At 54.2% G+C, this 25,246-nt stretch carries 23 protein-coding genes; 21 read left to right on the top strand and 2 right to left on the bottom strand.

Translation table 11 applies throughout. From position 1 onward, the window contains the following. The first annotated feature begins 210 nt into the window (after positions 1–210). Entirely contained in the window at positions 211–1,527 is a 1,317-nt protein-coding gene (gene fadI, locus B6S09_RS05885; RefSeq protein WP_094277577.1) for an acetyl-CoA C-acyltransferase FadI, read from the top strand. Beyond that, positions 1,520–3,628 (top strand): fatty acid oxidation complex subunit alpha FadJ, encoded by a 2,109-nt coding sequence (gene fadJ / locus B6S09_RS05880; protein ID WP_094277576.1) that lies wholly within the window; start codon positions 1,520–1,522, stop codon positions 3,626–3,628. Before fadI ends, fadJ begins: the two co-directional genes overlap by 8 nt. 84 nt (positions 3,629–3,712) lie before the next feature. Here fadJ and asnS read toward each other — a convergent pair whose 3' ends face one another. Beyond that, complete coding sequence (asnS, locus tag B6S09_RS05875; protein ID WP_094277575.1) at positions 3,713–5,113, bottom strand: asparagine--tRNA ligase; 1,401 nt, start codon at positions 5,111–5,113, stop codon at positions 3,713–3,715. A gap of 113 nt (positions 5,114–5,226) precedes the next feature. Here asnS and B6S09_RS05870 point away from each other — a divergent pair, with 113 nt between their 5' ends. The 17 genes from B6S09_RS05870 (at position 5,227) to maiA (ending at position 20,951) form a co-directional block, all read left to right on the top strand. After that, the gene (locus B6S09_RS05870) at positions 5,227–5,571 is read left to right on the top strand and encodes a hypothetical protein (protein WP_094277574.1); all 345 of its coding nucleotides are present in this window, start codon (positions 5,227–5,229) and stop codon (positions 5,569–5,571) included. 63 nt (positions 5,572–5,634) lie between these two features. Beyond that, the gene (locus B6S09_RS05865) at positions 5,635–6,936 is read left to right on the top strand and encodes a L,D-transpeptidase family protein (RefSeq protein WP_094277573.1); all 1,302 of its coding nucleotides are present in this window, start codon (positions 5,635–5,637) and stop codon (positions 6,934–6,936) included. Between the two features lie 394 nt (positions 6,937–7,330). Beyond that, positions 7,331–7,546 carry a Flp family type IVb pilin gene (locus B6S09_RS05860; RefSeq protein WP_094277572.1) on the top strand — a complete coding sequence of 72 codons (216 nt, stop codon included), beginning with the start codon at positions 7,331–7,333 and terminating at the stop codon, positions 7,544–7,546. A gap of 18 nt (positions 7,547–7,564) precedes the next feature. After that, on the top strand, positions 7,565–8,110 hold the full coding sequence (locus tag B6S09_RS05855) for an A24 family peptidase (protein WP_243832759.1): 546 nt from the start codon (positions 7,565–7,567) through the stop codon (positions 8,108–8,110). 76 nt (positions 8,111–8,186) lie between these two features. Beyond that, positions 8,187–9,422: a DUF8689 domain-containing protein gene (locus B6S09_RS05850; protein ID WP_094277571.1), complete on the top strand. Its 1,236-nt coding sequence runs from the start codon at positions 8,187–8,189 to the stop codon at positions 9,420–9,422. A 44-nt stretch (positions 9,423–9,466) separates the two neighbouring features. Further along, on the top strand, positions 9,467–10,270 hold the full coding sequence (cpaB, locus tag B6S09_RS05845) for a Flp pilus assembly protein CpaB (protein WP_094277570.1): 804 nt from the start codon (positions 9,467–9,469) through the stop codon (positions 10,268–10,270). A 32-nt stretch (positions 10,271–10,302) separates the two neighbouring features. Further along, positions 10,303–11,712: a type II and III secretion system protein family protein gene (locus tag B6S09_RS05840; protein WP_094277569.1), complete on the top strand. Its 1,410-nt coding sequence runs from the start codon at positions 10,303–10,305 to the stop codon at positions 11,710–11,712. Between the two features lie 22 nt (positions 11,713–11,734). Next, a complete protein-coding gene (locus B6S09_RS05835; RefSeq protein ID WP_094277568.1) occupies positions 11,735–12,004 on the top strand; it encodes an addiction module component in 270 nt (89 codons plus the stop codon). Positions 12,005–12,043: 39 nt separating this feature from the next. Next, positions 12,044–13,369 (top strand): pilus assembly protein TadG-related protein, encoded by a 1,326-nt coding sequence (locus B6S09_RS05830; RefSeq protein ID WP_094277567.1) that lies wholly within the window; start codon positions 12,044–12,046, stop codon positions 13,367–13,369. Next, positions 13,366–13,827 (top strand): TadE/TadG family type IV pilus assembly protein, encoded by a 462-nt coding sequence (locus B6S09_RS05825; RefSeq protein WP_094277566.1) that lies wholly within the window; start codon positions 13,366–13,368, stop codon positions 13,825–13,827. Before B6S09_RS05830 ends, B6S09_RS05825 begins: the two co-directional genes overlap by 4 nt. Before the next feature lie 8 nt (positions 13,828–13,835). After that, on the top strand, positions 13,836–14,297 hold the full coding sequence (locus B6S09_RS05820; protein ID WP_094277565.1) for a TadE/TadG family type IV pilus assembly protein: 462 nt from the start codon (positions 13,836–13,838) through the stop codon (positions 14,295–14,297). 11 nt (positions 14,298–14,308) lie between these two features. Continuing rightward, a complete protein-coding gene (locus tag B6S09_RS05815; protein ID WP_094277564.1) occupies positions 14,309–15,517 on the top strand; it encodes a CpaE/TadZ family protein in 1,209 nt (402 codons plus the stop codon). 20 nt (positions 15,518–15,537) lie between these two features. Then, positions 15,538–16,845, top strand: a complete 1,308-nt coding sequence (locus B6S09_RS05810; RefSeq protein ID WP_094277563.1) for a TadA family conjugal transfer-associated ATPase — start codon at positions 15,538–15,540, stop codon at positions 16,843–16,845. Positions 16,846–16,856: 11 nt separating this feature from the next. Next, positions 16,857–17,825, top strand: a complete 969-nt coding sequence (locus tag B6S09_RS05805) for a type II secretion system F family protein (protein ID WP_094277562.1) — start codon at positions 16,857–16,859, stop codon at positions 17,823–17,825. A 2-nt stretch (positions 17,826–17,827) separates the two neighbouring features. Next, positions 17,828–18,766 (top strand): type II secretion system F family protein, encoded by a 939-nt coding sequence (locus tag B6S09_RS05800; protein WP_094277561.1) that lies wholly within the window; start codon positions 17,828–17,830, stop codon positions 18,764–18,766. A gap of 98 nt (positions 18,767–18,864) precedes the next feature. After that, positions 18,865–19,806 carry a tetratricopeptide repeat protein gene (locus B6S09_RS05795; protein ID WP_094277560.1) on the top strand — a complete coding sequence of 314 codons (942 nt, stop codon included), beginning with the start codon at positions 18,865–18,867 and terminating at the stop codon, positions 19,804–19,806. 506 nt (positions 19,807–20,312) lie between these two features. Continuing rightward, entirely contained in the window at positions 20,313–20,951 is a 639-nt protein-coding gene (gene maiA, locus B6S09_RS05790; RefSeq protein WP_094277727.1) for a maleylacetoacetate isomerase, read from the top strand. Here the strand turns inward: maiA and bioA are convergent. Next, positions 20,945–22,213, bottom strand: a complete 1,269-nt coding sequence (bioA, locus tag B6S09_RS05785; RefSeq protein WP_094277559.1) for an adenosylmethionine--8-amino-7-oxononanoate transaminase — start codon at positions 22,211–22,213, stop codon at positions 20,945–20,947. The genes maiA and bioA overlap by 7 nt on opposite strands. A 108-nt stretch (positions 22,214–22,321) precedes the next feature. On the opposite strand from bioA, the gene bioB reads away from it, so the two are divergent. Next, positions 22,322–23,353, top strand: coding sequence for a biotin synthase BioB (gene bioB / locus B6S09_RS05780; protein ID WP_094277558.1), 1,032 nt, complete (start codon positions 22,322–22,324; stop codon positions 23,351–23,353). Positions 23,354–24,033: 680 nt separating this feature from the next. Then, positions 24,034–25,176, top strand: coding sequence for an 8-amino-7-oxononanoate synthase (bioF, locus tag B6S09_RS05775; RefSeq protein ID WP_094277557.1), 1,143 nt, complete (start codon positions 24,034–24,036; stop codon positions 25,174–25,176). Positions 25,177–25,246 lie beyond the last annotated feature (70 nt).

The raw sequence follows: 25,246 nt of genomic DNA, 5'->3' as shown, positions 1-25,246 counted from the left end.
TTGGCTGCCCTTGTTGCTTTCGCTTAAATATGGAAATCATCATTTTCCCCAGATGGGCATCTGCTCTTCAGTCTAACCATTGTTGCCACTCGCTGCGACTGCGGTGTATTGATATAGCTACCGGTAAAAATTTAATCGCCTGTTTGAAACCTAGAATGCCATTGCTACTATGCATGCAGGTCCGACCTCTTGCTGATCCAAGGAGCGTTCATGTCACCGACATTTCCTCTCGCTACGCCCCGGGGTGATCGCATTGCCTTCGTTACCGGGCTGCGCACTCCCTTTGCTCGTCAGGCCACGGCCTTTAAGGACATGGCCGCGCTTGATCTGGGCCGTATACTGGTCTCTGAACTGCTGGCGCGCGCGCCGGTAGACGCCGGCTGCATTGAACAACTGGTATTTGGTCAGGTGATTCAGATGCCCAGTGCCCCTAATATTGCCCGGGAAATCGTGCTGGGCACCGAGTTGCCCGTCAGCACCGATGCTTACAGTGTTACCCGAGCCTGTGCTACCAGTTTCCAGGCCGTGTCGAGTCTTGCCGAGTCCATGTTGGCGGGCAGGGTAGAGGTGGGTATCGCCGGAGGGGCAGATTCTTCTTCCGTACTGCCCATCGGCGTATCGCGGCACCTGGCTGCCGCACTGCTGGAGTTGAGCAGGGCGAAAAGCCTGAAACAAAAGCTGACGATTTTGCGGAAACTGAAACTGAAGGATCTGGCTCCGGTGCCGCCGGCGGTGGCGGAATATTCCACCGGTCTCACCATGGGACAAACCGCCGAGCAAATGGCCAAAAGTTACGGCATTTCCCGCCGGGATCAGGATGAGTTTGCCCGCCGTTCGCATCAGCTTGCTGCCAATGCCTGGCAACAGGGCTGGCTGAATGACGAAGTCATGACCGCCTTTGTGCCGCCTTTTAAGGAGCCGTTCGGGCAAGACAACACCTTGCGTGCCGATACTCGTCCAGAAGACTATCAACGCCTCAGGCCCGCTTTTGATAAACGCCATGGTACCGTTACCGCTGGCAACAGCTCGGCCCTGACCGACGGTGCCGCCGCTGTGCTGATGATGACCGAAAGCCGTGCCAGGGCGCTGGGGTTAGCCCCACTTGGCTATCTGCGCAGCCATGCCTATGCTGCCATTGATGTGCATCATGACATGCTGCTGGGACCAAGTTATGCCAGCCCCAAGGCGCTGGCGCAGGCGGGCTGCACGCTGGCAGACATGGATCTGATCGACATGCACGAAGCCTTTGCGGCTCAGACACTGGCCAATATTCAATGTTTTGAAAGCCGGCACTTTGCCGAACATGAGCTGGGCCAGGACAAAGCCATCGGCAGTATTGATATGAACAAATTCAATGTACTGGGCGGCTCCCTGGCCTTTGGTCACCCCTTTGCCGCCACCGGCGCACGGATGATTACCCAAACCCTGAATGAGCTTAACCGCCGGGGCGGCGGTCTGGCCCTGGCCACTGCCTGTGCCGCCGGCGGTCTGGGCGTAGCCATGGTACTGGAGGCCGCTGATGACTGAAGCAACTTTTAGCCTGAGCATGGATGACGGCATTGGCATTATCACCATAGACGTGCCCGGTGAGCGCATGAATACATTGCGCGAGAGTTTTGCCGGCGAATTGCGGGCACTGCTGGCTGACATTCGCAATAACCCCGCCATTCAGGGGCTGGTGCTGCGCTCGGGCAAGCCCGGCTCCTTTATTGCCGGAGCCGATGTGCGCATGCTGGACAGCTGCACCAGCGCCGGAGCGGCAGAAGCGCTGGCCCGTACCGGTCAGCAAATATTCAGTGAGCTGGAAAGTCTGGAGCTGCCGGTTATTGCTGCTATTCACGGCCCTTGTCTGGGTGGCGGGCTGGAGCTGGCGCTGGCCTGTCATGGCCGGGTGTGCAGTGATGCCGATATTACCCGTTTAGGGTTACCCGAGGTGCAACTGGGGCTGATCCCTGGCTCTGGAGGGACTCAGCGCCTGCCACGGCTGGTGGGGCTGATGCGTGCCCTCGATATGATGCTGACCGGCAAGCAGCTACGACCCAAACAGGCACAAAAGGCGGGGTTAGTGCACGACTGTGTGCCCGAGAGCATTTTGCTGCGTACTGCCGTGGCCATGGCTAAAAAAGGCAAGCCAGCCAACACCCGTAAAACAGATCTTAAAACCCGTGTTCTTGAGGGCAATCCGCTTGGGCGCAAACTCATTGTTGATCAGGCTCTCAGTAAATTGCGCCGCAAAACCCAGGGTAATTATCCGGCCCCGGAAAAGTTGCTGGAGGTGGTGCATACCGGCCTGGAGCACGGCAGTGAGGCCGGTTACAACGCAGAGGCTGCGGCGTTTGGCGAGCTGGTGATGACGGCGGAGTCTGCCTCTTTGCGCCGGCTGTTTTTTGCCACCACCGAAATGAAAAAGGAAACCGAGTATCAGGGAGTCGAACCTGGCCCGCTGCACCGGGTCGGGGTGCTGGGCGGTGGGCTGATGGGCGGGGGCATTGCCTTTGTGACGGCCACCAAAGCCGGTTTTCCGGTGCGTATCAAAGACATTAACCATAAGGGCATTAATCAGGCCATGGCCACTGCCCACCGTTTGCTGAATGACAAGGTAAAGAAAAAGCACCTGAGCAGAATGGCCATGAACCGGCAACTGGCCGGGCTCACCGGTACCCTGAATTACAGCGGCTTTGAGCGGGCAGACGTGGTAGTGGAAGCGGTCTTTGAAGACGTTAACATTAAACGGCAGATGGTGGAGCAGGTGCAGGCTAATTGCCCGGTGCACACTATTTTTGCTACCAACACCTCGTCCATTCCCATTCACCACATTGCCGAAGGTGCGGCCGATCCTTCCCGGGTAGTAGGGCTGCACTATTTCAGCCCGGTAGAGAAAATGCCGCTGGCCGAAATCATTCCCCATGCCGGCACCAGTGCAGTCACGGTGGCGACAGCGCTGAAACTGGCCCGGGCCCAGGGCAAAACACCCATTGTGGTAAAAGACAGTGCCGGCTTTTATGTAAACCGTATTCTGGCACCTTACATCAACGAAGCGGCTCGTCTGCTGCTGGAAGGTGAGCCCGTTGAATCTATTGATCGGGCGCTGGTGAAATACGGCTTTCCGGTCGGGCCCATTACGCTGCTGGATGAAGTGGGCATTGATGTGGCGGTAAAAATTGCCCCCGTGCTGGAGCAGGAGCTGGGCAGCCGCTTTAAGGCGCCTTCAGCCTTTGGCAAGCTGCTGGATGACAAGCGTCATGGCAAAAAGAACGGCCGCGGTTTTTATGCCTTCAATAAAAAGGGCAAGCCTGCCGATCCCGATATGTATCGCTTGCTTGGCATTAGTCCGCAAGCACGGCTGCCGGCCCAGGACCTTGCCGAGCGGTGTGTCTTGTTAATGCTGAATGAAGCGGCGCAGGCGCTGCACGATGGTGTGGTGGCATCTGCTCGCGACGGTGATATCGGCGCGGTGTTTGGTATTGGCTTCCCGCCCTTTACCGGTGGCCCTTTCCATTATATGCATCAGCAGAGCATCGCTAACATAGTGGCGAAGATGGAAGAGTACTCGCGCAAATACGGCGAACGCTTTAAACCCTGTGAACCGCTGCTGGAAATGGCAAAGCAAGGCCAGAGTTATTATTAACAGCTGACAGGTGTGCCTGGTTGTTGCCGGGCTTACACAAAAAAGCCCCGGTCCCGGGGCTTTTTTATCGTTGCTGGCCAGTCATTAAAACTCGGCGTGGCGCGGGGTGCGGGGGAAGGGGATAACATCACGCACGTTGCCCATACCGGTGACATAGGCCACCAGGCGCTCAAATCCCAGGCCAAAGCCGGCGTGCGGCACGGTGCCGTAACGGCGCAGATCCCGGTACCAGCCGTAATCCTCCTTGTTCAGGCCCATTTCTTCCAGACGGGCGTCCAGCACTTCCAGCACTTCTTCACGCTGGGAGCCGCCGATGATTTCACCAATGCCGGGAGCCAGTACGTCCATGGCAGCCACGGTTTTGCCGTCGGCGTTCAGCTTCATATAGAAGGCTTTAATGTCTTTCGGATAGTTCTTCACGACAACCGGAGCCTTGAAGTGTTCTTCCGCCAGGTAGCGCTCATGCTCGGAGGACAAATCGATACCCCATTCCACCGGGAACTCAAAGGTTTTGCCGGATTTCAGCAGAATGTCTACCGCATCGGTGTAGTCCACCTGGGCAAAGTCTTTCTCAACAAAATCCTGCAGGCGGGTAATGGCGTCTTTATCTACCCGCTGGGCAAAGAAGGTCATGTCGTCCATGCGCTCTTCCAGCACAGCGCGGAATACATATTTCAGCATGTCTTCAGCAAGCTTGGCGGCATCGTCCAGATCGGCAAAGGCCAGCTCCGGCTCTACCATCCAGAACTCGGCCAGGTGGCGGCTGGTGTTGGAGTTTTCGGCGCGGAAAGTCGGGCCAAAAGTGTAGACCTTGCTCAGGGCACAGGCATAGGTCTCGGCGTTCAGCTGGCCAGACACAGTAAGAAAGGCTTCTTTACCGAAAAAGTCTTCATCAAAGTTGACATCACCCTTGTCGGTACGGGGCAGGTTTTGCAGATCCAGGGTCGATACCCGGAACATCTCACCGGCACCTTCACAGTCGGAGGCGGTGACGATGGGAGTGGCTACCCACATATAGCCGTTTTCATGAAAGAAGCGGTGCAGCGCCTGAGACAAGCAGTTACGCACCCGGGCCACGGCACCAATCAGGTTGGTACGCGGGCGCAGATGAGCGTATTCTCGCAAATATTCAATGGAGTGGCGTTTGGCGGCCATCGGGTAGGAGTCGGGATCGTCCACCCAGCCAACGACCTTAACCGCAGTGGCCTGCAGTTCAAAATCCTGGCCCTGACCCTGAGACTCGGTGACGGTGCCGGTGACTTCCACCGAGCAGCCGGTGGTTACACGCACCACTTCAGACTGATAATTCGCCACGCTGTTGGGCACCACGGCCTGCACCGGATTAAAGCAGCTACCATCGTGAATGGCCAAAAACGAAATGCCCGCCTTGGAGTCACGGCGGGTGCGAATCCACCCCTTTACAGTGAGGGTGGTGCCAACGGCATATTTGCCAGCCAGCACATCTGTTACGGATGCGTGGGTCATGTAAATCGCTCTCCAGCTTTGAACTAAACCGGCCCTTGGCCGATACACTATATGTAGGGGAACCAATGTTACCCTTGTGGTTTCAGGACTCAAGCAAAAGATGGGAGGCGGCCATGGCGAAACACCGTAAAGACCCCTTTGGGGCCCTGCTTTCGGCCCTTACCGCCGGTGGCTGGACACTTTATGCACTGCTGCTCATCTTGTTTCATTACGGCCGGCCCGAGCAGCAATATGGTTATATGCGCTACCTGGAGGTAGAAGTGCGCACCGGCTGGCTGACCCTGCCGGCGCTGTGGTTTCATCTGGGAGTCTGGGGAGCCCTGGGGCTGGCGGTGACGACCTTAACCCTGGTGCACCTTAAAGGCCGCCGGCAAAGCCAGTATCTTAAAACCTATCTGGCCATGCTGGCCGCCACTGCCGTACTGACGCTGCTGTTGTTTTACTTTTATCCGGTTTGATACCGGCGCTCTGTATTCCTTGACCCATAATGATTAAAAGCATGAGCCAGGGAGGGAGCCCATATGCGTGTGCTGCTATTGCTGTTTTCACTGTTCAGCATGCCGGCCATGGCCGAGTGGTTATGGCATCATAACCAGCAACTGAACGAAGCCGGACAACAACTGCAGCAGCTGCTGTTGCCGGATCAACACACTTTTAATGCCATGAGCACCAACGAGCGAGATGCCTGGTTAACGCAACAATGGCGGCAAGTATTAACCGAGCGGGAGCGTTTTGCCCAATATACGCTGCCTGCACACTGGCGCACTCAGGGCTTTGAACAGGCCATCGCGCAGCAGAGCCTGGCGGCCTACATGGCGGGTCAGGTACCTGACTATAACGGTTATCGTGAGTTGTACCGGCATTACCAGCGGCTGAGTAACCAGCCGGCTTACACGCCGCTGCCTGCCGGACCGGCCATACGCCCCGGCGAGCGTGATGCGGCCATTCCGGCATTACGGGCAAGGCTGACTGAGCTGGGCCGGGCGGTGCCGGCCCCGGTGGGGCGGCCCGATGTGCTGGACCCTCCGCTGGCAAACCAACTGAAAAAACTGCAACAGGCCGGCGGCCTGAATGTGACCGGCGAGCTGAACAAGCCCACCCGGACTTTGCTTGATCGCACCCCAGCCGGAGTGAGACAGGAAATAAAAACCAACCTGCACCGCTGGCTGTATTTACCCCCGGCCACGGCAAGCTATGTGCTGATTAATATTCCTTCTTATCGCCTTACCCTGGTGCGCAACGACCGGCCGCAACTGGCCATGAAGGTCATTGTTGGCCGGCCCGACTGGCCCACGCCTGAACTGGCTACCCATATCAGTGCGCTGAAAGTGAATCCGGACTGGACACCCACCGCCAACATCATGCGGGAAGAATTGCTGCCGGCACAGCGCAAGGACGGCGGTTTTCTGGATCGCAATGGTTTTATGGCCTGGCTGCCGGGCCAGAGTACGCCGGTGCTGCCATCCAGTGTGAACTGGCAAAGCCCGCCACCCGGGTTGCGCCTGGTGCAGCAGCCCGGTCCTGCCAATGCTCTTGGCAGGCTCAAGTTTGAAATGCAAAACCGCCACAGTGTGTACCTGCACGATACCCCCGACAAGGCTTTGTTCAGCCATGATCAGCGTGCGCTCAGCCATGGCTGCGTGCGCCTGGCCGAGCCGGAGGCGCTGGCCACAGGCCTGGGCTGGCAACTGCCGGAACACAAGCATACCCAAGTGTTGCCGCCGCCGGAACGACTGCCGGTGTATATGGTGTACTTCACCACCTGGACCGAGGGCAACAGCCTGGTGTTTGCCCACGATATCTATCGAAAAAACAGAATATAGCCAAGGGAAAAGGGCGAAAACGTTCGGAAACTTGCATGCATAAAGTACTACCTACCGGCTGAAACTGAGCTATAAATAATAATAAGCAGATTGCTTAAGGCCCGGCACTTAAAACTTAAAGTGTTAAAGTAAGTACTGAACGTAAGTACTTAACGTAAAAGCTTACAGTAAAGGCTTGCAGTAACAATTTACAGTAAACAAAGTGGCGGAACATATAATCGAGCAGAAAGGAGGCCGCGCGACTATATGACTGAATCAGGCACAGGCAGTGCCGCAAGTAAAAGCAAATGTAAATTTTTTGCATAAAGTAGGCTTTTATTTGTAATTGCTATAACCAGGAAGGTTTTCTGTAAAACAGGGACCTGAAAACACAAGCAAGGAAGAGGGTTTTCTTATGTTTATTGCCAAAGAATTACTGCGTCTGGTAAATGATGAAGATGGTCTGACTATTGTGGAATATGCAATAGCAGGTGGTTTGGTTGCTGCAGGGGTTGTGGCAGCATTTACCAATTTAGGTACTAACGTTGATACTGTTATCACTGGTCTCTGTGATGCTGTTGGTGATGGTGCTGCAAATGTTTCCGGTGGCTCTAAGACTGCTTGTTCGTGATGTTTTTTTGGCGAGCATATGCTCGCCAAATTTAATGGTGATGCTATGGAACAGCTACCACTGATAATATTTTTGATGGCGGCATGCTGGATGGATCTGGCCCGCCAAAAAATTCCCAACTGGTTAACGCTAAACTTTATTATTCTCGCACTGGCTTATCATGGAGTAGTTAACGGAGATGTCGCCTTTGCATTAACCGGCCTTGTTTATTCCTTTCTTATTCTTTTCCCATTTTTTGTGCTTCGTTTTCTGGCGGGTGGTGATGTTAAGTTGGGTATGGCTATTGCCACTTTTACCGGCTGGCAGATATTTCTGGAAGGGCTACTTTACGGGTTAATCATTGGTTTGCCGCTGGTATTGCTACTGGCCTGGCGAAAAGTGGGTTGGCAGGGGGTTAAAGCCAGCTTTAACCGTTACGTAATAATATTAGGTTCCCGCCGTTATCTGGCACCGGCAAAAGGTGAGCTGGCCGGCTTAAAGGTGCCCTACGGCCCGGCTTTGGCTATGGGGGCGGCATTGGCGGTAATTCTGAATGAATTCCAGATATTTACCCTGGTCTCCTGATAATCAGCTATCAGGCAGTGTTGTTTAATTTACAGTTGACAGCTTAAAGCTGGCGGCTAAACAGGGGGTAACAAGGATGTTTCTGCCCAAACCCAAAACCCTGGCCGATACCGGCCTCTCCAAAGAACTGTTGTTCCGTCTGGTGTTGCGCCATTTACAGGAAGAGGCCTCATTATCGTTGCCAATGCTGGCTGAGCGTTTGTGCTTGCGTGGCAGCATTGTGGAACCGCTGCTGCAGGAGCTGAAAAGTCTGCAACTGGTTGAGGTGCGGGCCTCCGGACGAATGGACGAGCCCATTCGTTTTGCTCTTACTCAAAAAGGCCAGTACGAAGCCCAGGTACTGAATGAACGTGATGGCTATATCGGCCCGGCACCTATTCCGCTTGCCGATTATAACCGGCTGGTGCTGGCACAGTCGTTGGGTGAGCGTAGTATAAAAAGGGAGCAACTGGAAACCGCGCTTTCCGATATGGTGATAAGCCAGGAGCTGGTGAATGCTCTGGGGCCGGCGCTTAACTCACGCCGGCCTTTGCTTATTTATGGTCATGCCGGTACCGGTAAAAGTTTTTTGTGTCATCGCTTTAATAAAGTGTTTGATGAAAATATCTTTGTGCCCCACGCCATTGCGGTGCAGAACACCATTATTCCCTTGTTCGATCCGCTCTATCACTGGCGAGTAGAGCATAATACTGAAGATCAGGATGCCCGTTATATCCCTTGTAAACGCCCGTTGGTGATGGTAGGTGGCGAGCTGAAGCTTGATATGCTGGAAGTACATTTTGACCGGCAGTCCCGGCAATATAGTGCCCCCTTACAAATGAAAGCCAATAATGGCGTGTTTCTTATTGATGACTTGGGCCGGCAGAGTTTTTCCGCTGACGAATTGTTTAACCGCTGGATTGTGCCGATGGAAGAACGGCGGGACTTTCTTTCACTGCCCAATGGCCTTCACTTTGATATCCCCTTTGAACAGATACTGGTATTTTCCACCAACCTGGACCCCGAAACCATTGCCGATGAGGCATTTTTACGCCGGCTGGGCTATAAGCTGCATTTAAGTGCCATGCCGGAAAATTTGTACCGGGATATATGGAATATGAACCTGGATAAATACCAGTTGTCCGCAGATGAGTCTGTATTCAGATTTATGATAGACAAATTGCATGGCGGAAGTGACAAGCCGCTTATTGCCTGCTACCCACGCGATATTCTGGGTATTGCCCGGGATATTATGCATTTTAATGGTCAGGCCGGCATGCCATTAAATGAAGAAATTCTCGATAAAGCCTGGCGCATGTATTGTGTGCACTGACTATACTCCCTTTATGGAGTTAATCGTTAACCAAGGATCAGGTTATGAAAACACGCACATTATTACTGTTTGTTCTTTCGGTTGTATTTGGCGTGGCTGCGGCTTATATGGCCAATAACTGGCTTAGTCAGCAAAGTCAGGCCGCCAAGGCACAGGCCGAAGGAAAAACCACACAAGTGGTAGTGGCCGCTGTGGATCTGACTCCCGGTGCCCCCATCGAGCCCATTCATGTGCAGCTTAAAAACATAGATACCCGCCTGGTGCCGCCCGGGGCGCTTACCAGTCTGGAGCAGGCCCAGAGCATGGTGGCCAAAAATAACCTTTACCGGGGTGATGTGCTGCGCATAGAGCGACTGGCCCCGGCCGGAGAGGGCAGCACCTTGTCTGTGTTGCTGGAGCCAGGTATGAGAGCGGTGACCGTTCGGGTAAACGACGTGATCGGCGTGGCCGGTTTTCTGCTGCCGGGTAACCGGGTTGATATTTTGTTTACCGAAGGCAGCAGTACCCGCACTGTGCTTAAAAACCTGAAGGTACTGGCCGTAGACCAGACCCAGCATACCGATGAAAACCGCCCCAAGTTGGTGCGAGCCGTCACCCTTGAGGTAAACCCCGAGCAGGCCGAGCGGCTGGTAAACGCCAGCTCCAATGGCCGCATTCAGCTGGCATTGCGCAACCCCAACGACGAACAGGATCCGGTTATTGAAACCACTGTGGCGGCGGTGGCCGAGCAGCCGAAGCCTGAAGTGACTGAACCGGAGCCGGCCCCTAAACCGGTGGTGCGCCCCCGAGCCTCCACCATTGATCTTATTAAAGGTACCAGTCAGCAACAGGTGCCGGTAAAAAGCTGATAAAACCCGATTTTAGTGCACAGGAGGTGGCTATGAAAACCCTGACAGGATGTATTCTGGGGTTAACGTTACTGGCAGCAACCGGCCCGGTCATGGCCGGTGGCAGCCTGAACCGGGCGGGCAACGAAATGCAGTTGCCTATTCATAAATCCCGCTCGATGATGCTCGACCGGCCAGCCAGCCGGGTCTCGGTGGGTAACCCTGCCATCGCAGACGTGCTGGTGCTGCAGGATCGTGAACTTTATCTGGTGGGCAAGTCGCTCGGCCATACCAACCTGATGGTGTGGGACATGAACGACAATCTGATGCAGGTTTACGATATTGAAGTCAGCCATGATCTGCAGGGCCTTAAAGAGCGGCTTTATCGCTTTCTGCCCAATGAACCCATTCAGGTACATACCTCCCAGGGCCAACTGGTGGTCAGCGGTGAAGTATCCAACCTCGACCGGCTGAATGCCGCTTATGAACTGGCCCGGGGCTATGTGGTGGCCGCCGAAGGGGGCGTGGCCCGCTCCGAAGTGATGAACATGATGAGTGTGGGCGGTGGCCAGCAGGTGATGCTGGAAGTGACCGTGGCCGAAGTGGCCCGCGACACCTCCCGCAGTTGGGAATCGGCCTTTGAGTTGCTCGAAAGTTCCGGCAACTGGGGGTTTTCATTACTGCGCGACAGCGTAAGCCAGCTGCAGAACTTTGGTACCAATACCATTATTGGTGGTTTTGCCAGTGCTGACACCGTGTTTAATGTGGCACTCGATTTGGCCAAAACCCGGGGCCTGGCCAGAGTGCTGGCTGAGCCGCGCATTACCGCCATTAGCGGTCAGTCGGCCGAGTTTCTCTCCGGCGGGGAATATCCTGTACCGGTGCCCACCGAAGACGGCATCGCCATTGAATTCAAGGAATTCGGCGTGGGGCTCAAGTTTACCCCAGTGGTGCTGGGCAGTGGAAAAATCAATCTTAATCTCAATGTCAGCGTCAGTGAGCCGGTGGTGGCCAATTCTGCCAATGTACCGCTGTTCGGTGACATCACCGCACTCAGCAAGCGCAGCGCTGGCACCACGGTAGAGTTGGGTGATGGCCAGACCATCAGCATTGCCGGCCTGCTGAGTGAAAGCACTCGTGAGCAGGTAAGTCAGCTGCCTTTTGCCGGCGACATCCCCATTCTGGGCAACCTGTTCACCAGCCGTAGCTTTGCCAAAGGTGAGTCGGAACTGGTGATTATGGTGACGCCACGGTTGGTACGCCCTTTCAACAGGCAGCATGTGTCTTTGCCCACCGACGGATTTATAGAGCCTAATGATCTTGAGTTTTATCTGCTGGGCCGCATGTCGCAGCGGGCCCGTGTTACCGATGAAGCTCCGGCAACAGAGCAGAGCAATAACAGCGGTGTTAACCCGGCCATGAACGAAGGTGGCATGGAACAGACCTATGGCCAGTCGCTGTAGCAGCAGAATAAGGAGAAACATAATGAAGTTACCACTACTGACCCTGCTGGCTGCCGGCTTGCTCACAGGCTGTGCCAATGAACTTCACTACGGTTTTGATATGGGGCAGGACACCCGTCAGCTCGACACCTTGCAGGTGCTGGACCCCGGCGCTGCCGAACGGAGTGACGGCAAGCTGACAGCTCTCACTCTTAACGGTGAATATGGTGTGTCGCTGCACGATAAATACGTAAAAGGGGCTGAAACGCCAAGTGAGGGGAAAACCCAGGTCACTCTTAACTTTGGTGATTAACCCGAATAGATCAATGAGTATGTAAACGAGGACAACATCATGAAAGCGCTGCCAACCCAAAGGAAACAGAAAGGAGCCGTACTGATCCTGGTGACGGTAGCGCTCTTTGTCTTACTAGGCTTTACCGCTCTGGCACTGGATGGCGGGTATTTATTGTTAAACAAGAGTCGCCTGCAGGATGCGGTGGATGCGGCGGCGTTAAGTGGTGCTAAAACAATGTCCTCGGATGATGCCAGTATCAGCACTCATGCCAATGCTGAAGCGGCTGCACTGGATACATTGCAGTTAATTTTATCTAAAGACGGTTATGGTTTTATTAATGTGGATACCACCGCATTAGCGGCAGCCGTAGTGGTTGAATTTTCTGATGATCCTGTTCCCTTTCAGCCCACGAATAACCCCGGTGCAGAGTATATAAGGGTAAGAATGGAGTCGGTTCCTGTAACCCAGTTTCTTTCTCAGATAGCTACTAATATCTGGCAGGTTAGGGTCTCTGCTTTAGCCGGGCCATTGGCACCGGAAAACTCAAACAAAGTTTGTGATGTGATCCCACTTTTAATGTGCGCATTAAGTGATGCCGATAATTTTGGGTATACAGCGGCAGATGTAGACAATCTGGACGACGATAGTAAAAATAAAGGTGATGTTATCGTTATCAAATCACCGGCTCCGGGCTCCAGTGAAATGGGACCCGGTAATTTTAAAGCCATCAGAATTGGAGACTCTAAAGGTGCTGACGATTTTAGAGATGGACTAGCAGGTGGCCATTGTATTGAAATAGGAGAGACTCCTGAGTTTGAAGTTGACTCTACTGAGCCGGGTAATATACATGGTCCAACAAAGCAAGGTTTGAATTCTAGGTTTGGTATTTACAAGGGGAAGATAAAAGAGCCTAATGCGCCTCCGCCTGGGGTTAGTGGTGATTACTACTCTGATGGAATATTGTCGAGCCTGCCAATTGTTGATTTTTCAAAAACACCTCTGGATGATGGCGAAAGCATTAAGTTGAGCCCTGGTGATTTACTCGATAATGATGGAAATCAGACATTGCAGATGTATAAAGATTATGTAAAAAAAGACTTGGGTTATGGATATAAAGCTGCTTCTGGATATTCAATAGATAACCGCAGGCTGGTAAAAGTTCCGGTTGCAAACTGCTCTGATGCCGGAGGTAATGCACCAGTTGAAACAGTGGGTGTTGCCTGTATGTTTCTAAACCAAGAAGCAGATGGAAAAGGTAATGATATGTATATTGCCGCAGAATTTGTCAGTAAGTGCCCATCAGGAGGATCTGGTAGCGGCGGTACTGGGGGTGAGAACTTCAGGCTGGTATTGTTTGATGACTCAGATAGTGGAGACTCATGATGAAAAAGTATCAAAAGGGTCTTGCTGCTGTTGAAGCAACCATTGTTCTTCCATTTCTGCTGTTGTTAATGTTGGCATCAGGGGAGTTTGGCAGGGCTTTATATCAATATTCAATGCTTTCCAAGGCAATGAGAGCTGGCGCGTTATCTATAGAGCGATCCGGAGATTTTTACAGTAACTCTGGCTCCAGAGCTCAGCGTGAGAGCGAAGCCAAAAACCTGATTGTGTACGGAAGTACGAGCGCGGCAGGAAGCTCAGTGTTGCCAGGTTTAACGACCAGCGATGTAACCATTGTCACCGATTATGAATATCCTTTTGGAAGTGGGAATTTTTATACTGAACTGATGGTGGAGTATGACTGGACGCCAGTGTTTGGTGATAACTTTAATACCTTTTTTGGTAACTCGCTATCACTGAACTTTCCCATGAGAACCAGCATGGTTGTAAGAGTAATGTGAGGCAGTGTATGAGCACCTTAAAAAACGGGCAGAAGGGTACAACAATAGTTGAGTTTGCTATTGTCGGCGCTGTAGTTTTTTTTGTGTTGTTTGCTGTTATAGAAATCAGCAGGTTGCTCTACACTTGGAATATTCTTAATGAAACGACCCGGCAAGCAGCCAGAGTAGCTGCTGTATGCGCACCCGGTGAAAGTGCGGATGTTGCCAGTGATGTCGCTGCCAGGTTAGGGGGAAGTATACCGGGGTTTTCCGGAAGCAATATTGGTATTGAATATCTCAAGGATGATTTTTCACCGGTAACAGGCACCGAAGTCCCTTTTTACATCAGAGCCGGCATTATCAACTTTCAGTTTGAAATGATTTTGCCTCTGTCCATCGACCTTTCCATGTTCAGTCCGGATTTCTCAACCGTAGTCAGAGCTGAAAGTTTGGGAGAAACACCAGACGGTGTCGTGCCCTGTTTCCCTTAAATGGAGTTGCTATGACCGATGCAAAAATAGTAGATCTGGAGCGAGAGAGCATGCAAACATTGCCGGCACTTTCCTGCCCCTTGCTGCTGAATGTAATGGACCCGGACGAGCAGTTATGGCCTTTGCTTAAAATAAAGCTGCATAACAGCAGTCAGCTGCAGTTAAAAAAACTGAGCGATCAGGATTTACTACCCAAAGGGGATAGGCAGGTGCTGCTGCTGGTCGATCACCCGGTAGTGGCCCCGGTGTATGACGAGCTGGAACGCAAAGCCGGTGAAAGCCGCCACCTTATCTTTATGGGAAACCCGGCCAACACTGGTTTGGTACGCCGGGCCATGCGTATGGGAGCGGCCGACTTCTTGCCGCAAGACAGCGAACTCACCGAGTTGTGGAGTGCCTTGGTGCGCATTTCTGCCAGTGTGTCGGCCAGCATCAGTCTGGCACCGGTCACCGTGGTGGTCAATGGCAAAAGCGGCTCTGGTGCCAGCTTTGTGTGTGCCAACCTGGGCCATGCCTTTCAGGCAGATCATGAGAAGGTGCTGCTGCTGGATGCCAACCGTCACTATGGCTCACTGGCCGACTATCTCAATATCCGGGAAAGGCAGGGTGGTCTTACCGATGCATTGCTTAAATCCAGCGAGATGGATGCCATGGCGCTGGCCGGCATGGTCAGCAAGGCTCGGGATGGCATGGATGTGTTGCCGGCGTCAGTTGTCCAGTTGCACGATGAAAGTACCGTGACTGCCCGCCAGTGTGCCCAGTTGCTGCATCTGGTGCGGGGGCAATATCAGCGGGTGGTGATTGATATGTCACGCGGCCCTGAAACCTGGAGTTTACCCCTGCTGGAAAATGCCGGCCAGGTGGTGGTGGTGATGCAGCAAAGCCTGAGTGCGCTGCGCGAAACCATTTTTCTGTTGCGTCAGTTGCGCCACGAACTGGGCATGGGCAAAGACCGCATTCTGTTGTTGGTGAACCGTTACGATAAAAAAAAGGATGTGTCGCTTCAGGAAATTGAAAAAGCCACTGAAATTAAAAATATAGCAACTTTACCTAATGACTTTAGCATGGCTGAAACCTGTACCGATCTGGGCCGTCTGGTGGCAGAAGAAAAGCGTAACCACAAGCTGGTATCTGCGTTTAATGAGTTGAGCAATGCACTGCAACCCGAGGCAGATAAACGCAAACAGCCAGGATTATTCAAGCGACTGTTCGGTCACTGACCGGGCAAAGGGGGTCATGGATGAACCTTGAAGACTATATCCTTAATCAGGAAGAGCAGAACCACAAACAGCGTTTGCACGAAAAACTGATGGACATGCTCGACCTGCCCATGCTGCAAACCGTGTCTGTTGATCAAGCCAGCGAGCAGATTGAACGGCTGGCGCATCAGTTAATGCAAGACTCGCCGGTGCCGCTTTCCATGAGCTCGCGCCAGAGAATAGTGCGGCAAATTCTGGATGAAGTGCTGGGCTTGGGGCCACTGGAGCCCTTGCTGGCTGATGCCGGCATTGCCGATATCATGGTGAACGGGGCCAAAAGCATTTATGTCGAGCGCCGTGGCCGCATTGAGCGGGTGCCGCTTACCTTTACTGATGACGAACACCTTATGGGAGTGATTGAGCGTATTGTGTCGAGTGTGGGCCGGCGCATAGACGAGCTTTCTCCCATGGTGGATGCCCGCCTTAAAGACGGCTCCCGGGTGAATGCCATTATTCCGCCGCTGGCTCTGAACGGCCCTACCTTGTCCATTCGTCGTTTTACCGTGGAAAAACTGGCTGTAGACACCCTGATCGACTTTGGCACTATTACTCCGGCCATTGCCGAGGTCATGGAGGCGGTGGTAAAGGGCAAGCTGAATATTCTGATTTCTGGCGGTACCGGTACCGGTAAAACCACCTTTCTGAATATTTTGTCCAGCTTTATTCCATCCAATCAGCGCATTATCACGGTGGAAGACTCCGCCGAGCTGCAATTGCAGCAGCCCCATGTGGTACAGCTGGAAAGCCGCCCTTCCAACATAGAAGGCAAAGGGGAGATAAGCCTGCGCGATCTGGTAAAAAATACCTTGCGTATGCGCCCCGACCGAATTGTGGTAGGGGAGGTGCGTGGTGTGGAAGCCTTCGACATGCTTACTGCCATGAACACCGGTCATGAAGGCTCGCTGACCACCATCCACGCCAACACCCCGCGGGATGCGCTGGGCCGTCTTGAGAACATGGTGTCCATGACCGGCTTCGACATGCCGGTAAAAAACATTCGTACTCAGGTAGCTTCGGCGTTGGATCTCATTATTCAGCTGGAACGTCAGGAAGACGGCAAGCGGCGGATGATCAGCATGCAGGAAGTACATGGCATGGAAGGTGAAACCATTACCATGTCAGAAATTTTTACCTTTGAGCGCACCGGCATAGACAGTGAAGGCAATGTGACCGGCCGGCACAAGGCGACCGGCGTTATGCCCAACTTTTATGACAGGCTGGCCCGCCGGGGCATGGTGTTGCCCCGCAGCCTGTTTGGTGACGATGAACTGCACAAGGGCATTTTTTAAGGGAGGCGCTTATGAATATGCTGATTTTTCTGGCGCTGGTGGGGCTGGCCGTAGTGTGTCTGAGCATGGCCATGTTTGTGCCCATCAGTCAGCCCCGCCTTAAATATTCCGCCATGCTGAAGCGCCGGGTACAGGCTCTGGCCGATGAAAACCGCGAACAGGCACAGGCATCCATTTTTCGTACCAAAAAGCTGGATGCCCTGTCGCCGGCTCTGCGCCGCATAGAAACCCTGCCTGCAATGGAGCGGGTGGCGTTTTCACTGGAGCTGGCTGGCTCCAGGCTGTATGCCTATCAGCTGGTATTTAGGGTGGGGATTATCACGTTGCTATTGGCAGGAGGAAGCTGGTTGTGGCTGCACAACCTGTGGCTGAGTTTAATCATGCTGGTAGTGCCGTCTCTGATTGTATGGCTGAAGTTACGGCGTAACTACCTGCAACGGCTGGCACTGTATGAACAGCAAATGCCCGAAGCACTGGACATCATGAAACGAGGGTTGCAGGCAGGTTATTCTTTTGCCGATACCATCAAGCTTATCAGCGAACAAATGCCGGATCCCATTGGCCGTGAATTTGCACTGGTGTTTGCCGACATTAACTACAGGAAAGATGTGCGCAAGGCCATGACCGGCCTGCTGGAGCGGGTGCCCAGCATTTCCAATATGGCGCTGGTCAGTGCCGTACAGGTGCAGCGGGAAACCGGCGGTAACCTGGTAGAAAATATCGATAAGCTGGCGAAAATTATTCGGGATCGCTTTAAGTTTAACCGCCAGTTACGCACCCTGTCGGCAGAAGGGCGCATGTCGGGCTGGGTACTGGTGCTGACGCCGTTTGCCTTGTTTGCCGTGATATTTTTAACCACGCCCAGCTATATTGTTGAACTGGTGAACACGGCTGAAGGGAACAAGCTGCTGATTGGCGGGGCCATAGGCATGATCTTGGGCACCTGGTGGATCAGCCAAATCATCAAGATAGAGGTGTAGCCATGGACACACTCAGTCAATTGCTGGGCCAGATGTTGGCCGATCCGCAAATGCGCCAGTGGGTGCTGGTGGGCGGGGTGGCGCTGAGCGTGATGACCCTGTTCTGGGGCGTGACTCTGGTCGCCAGCGGAATGAACAGTCCTTACCGTCGTCAGTTGAAAGATATTCAGCAAGAGGCAGAAGACGAGCAGTCACTCGAGCAGCGCCTGGTACTGGCTAAAAAACATGGCAGCGGCTTTAATGGCCACCGCATTCGTACCCTGCTGGTACATGCCGGTTTTCAGAAAGGATCTGCCTACAGTGTGTTTACCGGCATTCGTGTGATAACGGTGCTGGGCTCGCTGCTGGTGGTATTTGTGGTCTTTAACCTGTTCACTCAGCTACCCCTGAATATGATTTTAATGGTGCTGCTGGGTGTGGGCTATATCGCCTATATTGTGCCGGTCTTTATACTGGAGCGGCTGGCGAAAAAACGCATGACCCGGATGAAACTGGCCATGCCCGATGCCCTCGATTTATTGGTGGTGTGCACCGAAGCCGGTCTGGGCTTTAAGGCAGCCTTGCAGCGGGTGGCCGGAGAAATAAGCATGAGCCATGAAGAGTTGGCAGAAGAGCTGAACCTGATTTCTGCCAAACTCAGAGCCGGTTTTACCATGCAGCAGGCGTTTGATGAATTTATTCTGCGCACCGGTCTGGAGGATTTTCGCAGCCTGAACGTGGCCATTAACCAGTGTATTCAGTTGGGCACCAGTATTGCCGAAACCCTGCGGGTGTATGCCGATGAATATCGTATTAAGCGCAAGCAGGAGGCGGAAGAGCTGGCTGCCAAGGTGGGCACCAAAATGATCTTTCCGTTGGTACTGTTTATCTGGCCGTCTTTTTTTATTGTGGCCATAGGCCCTGCTCTTATTAAGATATTTCGGGTATTCAGCAATATGTAGTTTATCTATCGGAGCTGGCTCGAATGAGGCACACCTACTAGCATAAAAGTACCAAGAACGCTTTCTTACGCCACGGATACGGCATGAGGATAAACAAGATGAAACACATTGTACTGGCATTAACATTGGTGTTGCTGTCCGGCTGCTCGGCCATGTCCGGCTCAGGCGACGAAGAGCCGGGCCCGGTTAACACGCCGGGAGCCGGCGCCATTAAACCCACCAACGGCCAGGAAGCTCAAATGCTGATTGCCCAGTCGCAAACTTCCGGTGATATCGATGCCATGGTATATGCATACACCCAGGCACTGGCATTTCGTGAGTTTGAACCGGGTGAGCTGTACCTCAATATTGCCGGGCTGGAACGTCAGCGAAATAACAACTCCCGGGCAGAGCAGGCCTATCGCAGTGCCTTGCGGGATGCTCCAAACCGTCTGGAGGCCAAAGAAGGGCTGGCGTTGCTGTTAATTGACATGAAACGCCATCACGAGGCTGAAACTCTGCTACAGGAAGTGATTGCGGCTGACAGAAGCCGTCTTGGCCAGCCGGCTACCGGTGAGTGCATGACCGATGCTAAATCACCGTGGCGCAGTTACAATGGCCTTGGCTTGCTGGCCGATATTCTTGAACAGGGCCCGCTGGCCCGGGAATATTACCGTTGTGCACTGCAGGTGCAGCCAGGTCTGGCCATGTTGCATACCAACCTTGGTTTTTCTTATTATTTGCAGGGGGAATATCCCCAGGCCGAGCGTGCCATGTTGCGGGCCGTGAATCAGGAGCCGGAATATGAGCGTGCCTGGAGTAACCTCGGGTTGTTGTATTATCGCTGGGGCCGGAACTCGGAGGCCTTGATGGCTCTGCGCAAGGTGATGCCTCAGGCTGAAGCGCTGAATGATTTGGGCTATATCGCGCTGATGGAAGGGGAATATGAGGCGGCACAAAGTCTTTTTCAGCGCGCCATTGATGCTTCCCCCCGTTACTACCCCAAAGCGGTAGAGAATCTTAATCAGGCCAAATCCATGCAGTCGGCAAACAACCGGTAGGGTATCGTCACTCCTGCGTTATAAATCCGTCACTCCGGCGCAGGCCGGAGTCCATTCAGCAGGCTACGGCGATGTTTGCGGTATGGATTCCGGGTTAAACCCGGAATGACGTTGGTACGTTTTTGTAGGCCGTGCTTTATGTGGGGCAGGGTAAACAATTAACCCTCTCTTCATTTCGGCGCTATAACTCGTCACTCCGGCGCAGGCCGGAGTCCATTCAGCAGGCTACGGCGATGTTTGCGGTATGGATTCCGGGTTAAACCCGGAATGACGTTGGTACGTTTTTGCAGGCCGTGCTTTATGTGGGGCAGGGTAAACAATTAACCCTCTCGTCATTTCGGCGCTACAACTCGTCACTCCGGCGCAGGCCGGAGTCCATTCAGCAGGCTACGGCGATGTTTGCGGTATGGATTCCGGGTTAAACCCGGAATGACGTTGACATGTTTTTGCAGGCCGTGCTTTATGCGCGGCAAACCCATTCTCGGTCAAAAAAGGAATTCAGCGCCATGCAGCTTTACAGCTTTTTTAACAGTTCCACCTCTTATCGGGTACGTATTGCGCTGGCCATCAAGGGCATTGATGTTGACTATTTTGGGGTAGATCTGCGTGCAGGCGCACATCGGGAGCAAAGCTTTAAGGCGCAAAACCCTGCCGGTGGCGTCCCTATGTTAATAGACAACCAGGGCAATGCGTTGGGTCAGTCCTTGGCCATTATGGATTATCTTGAATGCTTGCATCCCGAGCCTTCCTTGTTTCCCGCTGAGCCTTTGCTGCGGGCACGGGTGCTGGAGCTGGCCAATCTGGTTGCTTGTGATATGCATCCGCTTAACAACCTGCGGGTACGCAACTATCTGGCTAATGAGCTGGCACTGAGTGACGAGCAACAGCAGAGCTGGATCCGTCATTGGACGGCCGAAGGCCTGAGTGCCGCCGAAACCTTGCTGAACCGGTATGGTTTTGGTGATTACTGTTTTGGTGATTCGCCCACCTTGGCCGACTGCTGCCTGGTACCTCAGGTGGCCAACGGAATTCGTACAAACTGCGATCTTACGCCTTATCCCAGGGTGATGGCTGTATATCACCACTGCCAGCAACAGCCCGCTTTTCAGCAGGCTGCCCCGGCCCGGCAACCGGATTATCAATAACCTTTACACACCGCTACCATAGCCGACGTTAACCTGCTCAGCTCTTCCGGTTGGATGATATACGGCGGCATAATGTAAAACAGCTTGCCAAAGGGGCGGATCCATACGCCCAGGTCCACCAGCTGTTTTTGTACATCGGCAACGTTCAACGGCTGGTGCAGTTCAATCACGCCAATGCCGCCCAGCACCCGTACATCAGCCACCGCATCAAGCTCACATGCCGGTGTCAGTTCGCGCTTCATTTGCTCTTCTATGGCGCTGATACGCTGTTGCCAGGGAGAACAGAGCAGTAACTTCAGGCTGGCCAGTGCTACTGCACAGGCCAGGGGGTTAGCCATAAAAGTGGGGCCGTGCATCAGTACGCCGGCAGGGCCATTACAGATGGTGTCGGCCACCGCTTTTGTGGTAACGGTAGCGGCCATGGTCATATATCCACCGGTAAGGGCTTTGCCAATGCAAATGATGTCCGGCGAAATACCGGCCCACTCGCAGGCAAACAGCTTGCCGGTGCGGCCAAAGCCGGTGGCAATTTCATCGGCAATCAGCAGCACGCCATAGCGGTCGCACAGTTCCCGGGCTCCTTTAAGGTAGTCGGGGTGATAAAAGCGCATGCCGCCTGCTCCCTGAACCAAGGGCTCCAGAATAAACGCAGCCAGCTCCTGATGGTGTTGCTCAAAGACCGCTTCAAGGGCGAGCAGATCAGCCGGATCAAATTCTCCGTCAAACCGGCTCTGGGGCGTGGGCACAAAAATATGCTCCGGCAAAAAACCTTTGTAGAGGCTGTGCATTCCGCCGTTAGGGTCGCATACGCTCATGGCACCGAAGGTATCACCATGATAGCCACGGCTTAATGCTGCAAAACGGGTTCTGGGAGTGCCTTTGCCATGCCAGTACTGAATGGCCATCTTTAATGCCACTTCTACCGACACCGAACCTGAATCCGCCAGGAAAAACCGATCCAGCCCCTCGGGTAGAATGTTGCTGAGTGCAGCGCACAGCTCAATGGCTGGTTCGTGCGTCAGGCCGCCAAACATCACGTGCGCCATTTTGCCAAGCTGGGCAGAGGCGGCAGCGTTCAGCTCCGGCACATTATAGCCATGCAAACAGGCCCACCAGGACGACATGCCATCCACCAGGCTACGACCATCTTTTAGCTGCAGGTATACGCCGTTAGCGCTTTCCACTTCATAGCAAGGGAGGGGACGGGTCAGGGAAGTGTAGGGATGCCACAGGTGATGCAGGTCAAACTCTTGGTTGTTCATAAAACAATCTAATGTAAACCTTTGGTGTCTTTTATGATTGACAGGCTAACACTGGCCTTTAAACTTGGCCAGCAAACGCCGAATCACTTTTAATAAAAAGGCCACCTTATGAGCCGTACTCTCTGGACTCGCGAGCAGGTGCTCGAGCTGTTTAACCGTCCGTTTTTTGATCTGCTGTTTGAAGCCCAGCAGGTGCACAGAGCCAACTTTGATGCCAATGAAGTGCAGGTGAGCACCTTGCTGTCCATTAAAACCGGTGCCTGCCCCGAAGATTGTAAATATTGCCCTCAGAGTGCCCGTTACAGCACCGGGCTGGAAACCGAGCAGCTGATGGAAGTGGAAAAGGTACTGGAGCGAGCCCGCGAGGCGAAAAGCAACGGTTCCAGCCGGTTCTGCATGGGGGCGGCCTGGCGCAACCCCAAAGAGCGGGACATGCCCTATTTGCTGAAAATGGTGCAGGAAGTCAAAGCCATGGGGCTGGAGACCTGCATGACCTTGGGGATGCTTAATGCCGACCAGGCCGGCCGGCTGGCTGAGGCGGGACTTGATTATTACAACCACAATCTCGACACCAGCCCAGAGTTTTATGGTGACATCATTACTACCCGTACCTATGCCGACCGGCTCAATACCCTGGAAAATGTACGCGAAGCGGGGATGAAAGTGTGCTCCGGCGGCATTGTGGGTTTGGGAGAAAGCCCGGAAGATCGCGCCGGCCTGCTGCTGGCGCTGGCCAACCTGCCTCGCCAGCCCGAAAGCGTGCCCATTAATATGTTGGTTAAGGTAAAAGGGACGCCACTGGAAAACCAGGAAGAACTGGACGATTTTGATTTTATTCGCACCATTGCCGTGGCCCGTATTCTAATGCCCCAGAGCCATGTGCGGCTTTCAGCCGGCCGTGAAAAAATGAACGAGCAAATGCAGGCCCTGTGCTTTATGGCTGGTGCCAATTCCATCTTTTATGGCTGCAAGCTGCTTACCACCCCTAACCCCGATGAAAACAGCGACATGCAGTTGTTCCGGCGTCTGGGCATTCGCCCCAGCGGTGTAAGCCAGAAACCCGACGAAATGACGGAAATAGAATTGCATGAGCAGATAGCCGAGCAGAATGCTCCCAAACCGCTTTATTACCAAGCCTGAATATTCATCGGGAAGTTTTGCTCTGAGTGCCCGTTATTTCACGACTTTCCGGTCATCTTGCGAGCTTCCCGTCATCCCGCGACGTTCCCGTCACCTCGTGACTTACCCGTCTTCCCGCGACTTTCCCGTCATCCCCGCGAAGGCGGGGATCCAGAGGCAGCCGGCTCGGTATATAGCGGATTCGGTTCGGTAATGAAGGCGCAGACTGTGAGTGCAAATGGACTCCCGCTTGCGCGGGAGTGACGAAGTATCGGGTAGTGTGCCTGGGCTTCTGCTTGCGCGGGAGTGACGGGGTGTGGGGCAGATGTGTCTTCCCGTCTTCCCGCGACTTTCCTGTCATCCCCGCGAAGGCGGGGATCCAGAGGCAGCCTACTTGGTATATAGCGGATTCGGTTCGGTAATGAAGGCGCAGACTGTGAGTGCAAATGGACTCCCGCCTGCGCGGGAGTGACGGAGTATTGGGTAGTGTGCCTGGGCTCCTGCTTGCGCGGGAGTGACGGAGTATCGGGTAGTGTGCCTGGGCTTCTGCCTGCGCGGTAGTGACGGGGTGTGGGGCAGATGTGTCTTCCCGTCTTCCCGTCTTCCCGCGACTTCCCCGTCATCCCCGCGAAGGCGGGGATCCAGAGGCAGCCAACTCGGTGTGCAGCAGATTTGATTCGGTATTTTAGGAGAGCACCATCATGCCCTTTAACCTGAGCCTTGCCGAGCGTGAACACGCCGGCCTGAAACGTGTTTTGCCGGCCATCGACCGGGTGGACGGTCGATGGCTGCATGCGGGGGGCAGACAATACCTCAATTTTGCCGGTAATGATTATCTGGGACTGAGTCGCGCACCCGAACTGCTGGCTGCCACCAGCCAGGCGGCACGGGACTATGGTGCGGGGGCAGTGGCTTCACCGTTGGTGGCAGGTCATCAGACCATACACCGCCAGCTTGAGCATGAGCTGTGTGACTGGCTGGGGCTGGAGGCGGTGATGCTGTTCAGCTCGGGCTTTTCTGCCAATCAGGCCGTGATCAAGGCATTAGCCGGCAAGGAACACACGCTGTGGCAAGACAAGCTGAACCATGCATCGTTGCAGGAAGCGGGGTGGCTCAGCCCGGCGCGCATGGTGCGATTTGCCCATAACGACATGTCCGCGCTTGAGAAAAAACTGAAGCCAGCAGCGGGACTGATTATCTCGGAAGGGGTGTTCAGCATGGACGGCGACACCGCCCCCTGGCCCGGGTTGGTGGAGCTGGCAAGGCAAACCGGCAACTGGCTGATGATTGACGATGCTCATGGCTTGGGCGTGCTGGGCAGTGAGGGCAGAGGAACGCTGGATGAGCAGGGGCTTGCTGCCAGCGATGTGAATATTTTTATGGGGACCTTTGGCAAGGCGCTGGGAGTCAGCGGGGCCTTTGTGGGCGGCAGCCGGGCGCTGATTGACTATTTGCACAACCTTGGTCGCAGCTACATTTACAGTACTCACCTGCCGCCCCCCCAAGCCGCCGCTGTGCTGGCCGCCGTGCGTCTGGTGCGCAGTGCCAATGACCGGCGCGAACATCTGCGCGCACGGGTCGCTCAGTTTCGAGAGGGAGTGGCGGCACTGCCGTTACAGCTGTTGCCTTCCGCCACCGCCATTCAGCCCCTGGTGGTCGGGGAGGAAACCGCAACCCTCCGGCTTGCCGCTGCTCTTAAAGAGCAGGGACTGTGGACCGGTGCCATTCGTCCGCCCACGGTGCCCAAGGGATCTGCCCGGCTGCGCATTACCCTGAGCGCAGCTCACACCCGGGCAGACGTACAACGGCTGCTCGACACCCTGCACTGTGTCTTGCAGGCATAACAGCGTTACTCCCGCGAAGGAACGTCATTCCCGCGAAGGCAGGGACGGGGGCCGCAGCAAGAAGCACGGT

Source organism: Oceanimonas baumannii, from assembly GCF_002245495.1.
GTDB lineage: Bacteria > Pseudomonadota > Gammaproteobacteria > Enterobacterales > Aeromonadaceae > Oceanimonas > Oceanimonas baumannii.
This window is presented reverse-complemented; position numbering and strand designations above follow the sequence as displayed.